The sequence below is a fragment of the uncultured Caballeronia sp. genome, assembly GCF_964243625.1.
In the GTDB taxonomy this organism is placed as follows: domain Bacteria; phylum Pseudomonadota; class Gammaproteobacteria; order Burkholderiales; family Burkholderiaceae; genus Caballeronia.
Genome location: NZ_CAXTGZ010000741.1, coordinates 1 through 2,772 on the forward strand (window position 1 = coordinate 1; position 2,772 = coordinate 2,772).

The 2,772-nt window shown below is 61.5% G+C and carries 3 protein-coding genes; 2 read left to right on the top strand and 1 reads right to left on the bottom strand.

Annotation, left to right across the window (positions count from 1 at the left end; all coding sequences use genetic code 11):
* Positions 1-1,329, top strand: a 1,329-nt coding sequence (gene ffh / locus ACFFAR_RS30220) for a signal recognition particle protein (RefSeq protein ID WP_375509117.1), incomplete at its 5' end; no start/stop codon positions are given.
* 148 nt (positions 1,330-1,477) lie between these two features.
* Positions 1,478-2,029, top strand: a complete 552-nt coding sequence (locus tag ACFFAR_RS30225; RefSeq protein WP_062000291.1) for a hypoxanthine-guanine phosphoribosyltransferase — start codon at positions 1,478-1,480, stop codon at positions 2,027-2,029.
* A 116-nt stretch (positions 2,030-2,145) separates the two neighbouring features.
* On the opposite strand, the gene ACFFAR_RS30230 is transcribed toward ACFFAR_RS30225, so the two are convergent.
* Entirely contained in the window at positions 2,146-2,757 is a 612-nt protein-coding gene (locus ACFFAR_RS30230) for a MarC family protein (protein WP_062000292.1), read from the bottom strand.
* Positions 2,758-2,772 lie beyond the last annotated feature (15 nt).

Below are 2,772 nucleotides of genomic sequence, written 5' to 3' on the forward strand. Positions count from 1 at the left end.
AAGACGCTGCGCGGCGAAGCCCGGCTCACCGAGGCTAACACGCAGGAAATGCTGCGCGAAGTACGCCTGGCGCTGCTCGAGGCCGACGTCGCGCTGCCGGTCGTGCGCGAATTCATCGCCAAGGTGAAGGAAAAGGCGCTTGGCGAAGAGGTGATCTCAAGCTTGTCGCCGGGTCAGGCGCTGGTCGGCGTGGTGCAGCGCGAGCTGACGGCGATCATCGGCGGGGATTATGAGGGCAAGGCGGTCGAGCTGAATCTTGCCGTCACGCCACCTGCAATCATACTCATGGCCGGTCTGCAAGGTGCGGGCAAGACCACCACGACCGGCAAGCTCGCCAAGCTGCTGCGCGAAAAGCACAAGAAAAAGGTGCTGACGGTGTCGGTCGACGTGTATCGACCGGCTGCTATCGCGCAGTTGAAAACGGTGACCGAACAGGTTGGCGCAGACTTTTTCCCGTCGGAACCGGATCAGAAACCGGCGGACATTGCGCGGGCGGCGGTGGATTGGGCGAAACGCCACTTCCACGACGTGCTGATCGTCGATACGGCCGGCCGGCTCGGTATCGACGAAGCCATGATGAAGGAAATCACCGAGCTTCACGGCATCCTGAAACCGGCGGAAACGCTGTTCGTAGTCGACGCCATGCTCGGCCAGGACGCGGTCAACACGGCCAAGGCGTTCAGTGACGCCCTGCCGCTGACCGGCGTGGTGCTCACCAAGCTCGACGGCGATTCCCGCGGCGGCGCGGCGCTTTCCGTGCGCCACGTGACCGGCAAGCCGATCAAGTTCGTAGGCGTCGCCGAAAAGCTCGACGGCCTGGAAGTGTTCCACCCGGATCGCATGGCGAACCGGATTCTCGGCATGGGTGACATTCTTGCCCTGGTCGAGGAAGCGCAGAAAGGCGTGGACAGCGCCGCCGCGCAAAAACTCGCCGACAAGGTCAAGAAAGGCGGCGATTTCGACCTGAACGACTTCCGCGCCCAACTCGCGCAGATGAAGAACATGGGCGGTTTGTCGTCGCTGATGGACAAGCTGCCGGCGCAATTCCAGCAAGCCGCGGCGGGCGCGAACATGGGTATCGCTGAAAAGCAGATGCGCCGCATGGAAGGCATCATCAATTCCATGACGCTTGCGGAGCGCGCGAAACCCGACCTCATCAAGGCGCAGCGCAAACGCCGGATCGCCGCGGGCGCGGGCGTGCAAGTGCAGGAAGTGAACCGCATGCTGAATCAGTATGAGCAAATGCGCGGCATGATGAAAAAGCTGAAGGGCGGTAACCTGCAGAAAATGATGCGCGGCATGAAAGGCATGATGCCGGGCATGCGCTAAGCGTTTGTCTTTTTTTGTCCGGCAATCGGCTTTGATTCGATCGGCCCGGGTTTCATCGAGGAACTCGGGTTTATCATGTCGTGGCGCGCGCCTGAGCGTTGGCGCCCTCGTCGCTCCTTTTTAGCCTCATACCCTCCCCGCCTGCCCTATGAACCGCGAAGAAGCACTCCACATTTTCAGCCACTCCGAAGAGATTGTTTCGGCGCAGGACGTGACCGCGTCGATCGTCAACATGGCGAAAGCCATCGGCGCGAGCACCGGCGAAGAATTTCCGCTCGTGCTGTCCGTCATGGGCGGCGCGGCGGTGTTCACCGGCATGCTGCTGCCGCATCTCGACTTCCCGCTCGAGTTCGACTACATCCATTTGACGCGCTACCGCAACACGACCAAGGGCGGCGACAAGATGGAATGGCGCGTGGCGCCGGCGGAGGCGGTGAAGGATCGCGTGGTGCTCGTACTCGACGACATCCTGGATGAAGGCGAAACCATGGCCGCCATCCGCGACCGGATCATGGCAATGGGCGCGAAGAAATTCCTCTCGGCGGTGCTCTGCGAGAAGCTCATCAGCAAAGAGAAACCGCTACGTCCGGATTTTTGCGGTTTCGAAGTCCCCGACCGTTACGTGTTCGGCTGCGGCATGGACGCGAAAGGCTATTGGCGCAACCTGCCGACCATCCGGGCACTGACTGAAGGTGCATGATTGAAGCCGCGTGATTGAAGGCGCGTGACCGGCCGAACGGCCATTGCAGCAGAATGTGAAGAAGGCCGTTTCAACGCAAGTTGAAACGGCCTTCTGTTTTAGTGGTTGCAACGAATTCAGCCGTTCGCCGCCAGTTGATGTACGAAGGTCCGAATCCCGGTCAGGATCATTTCGACGGATATGGACACGAGCACCAGTCCCATCAGCCTTTCGAACGCCGTCACCGCGCGTTCGCCGAGCCAGTGCTGGATCTTCTCGGCCATGACCAGCACGATCGCGCAGACGAACATGGTCACGGTCAGCGCGCCGATCCATTCCCACATCTGCCCCGGCGCCTGCGATGTCAGCAGCATCACGGTCGCCAACGCCGACGGACCGGCGAGCGCCGGAATGGCCAGCGGCACGATCAGCGGTTCACCGCCGCGCGAATCGCCGCCCATGGGGCCATCGGGATGAGGGAAGATCATTCGCAGCGCGATCAGGAACAGCACGATCCCGCCACCCAGCCGCAGCGACAAGTCTGTCAGGCTCATCGCGCGAAGAAAGCGGTCGCCGACCAGCATGAACAGCAGCAAGATCCCGAACGCGATCGCGACTTCACGCAGGATCACAACCCGCCGGCGCTCCTTCGCCACACCACGCAACGCGTTGATGAAGATCGGGATGTTGCCGAGCGGATCGGTGATCAGGATCAGCAGCACCGTCGCCGAGAGGAAGTTGTACTGCACGTTACTTCGTCACTC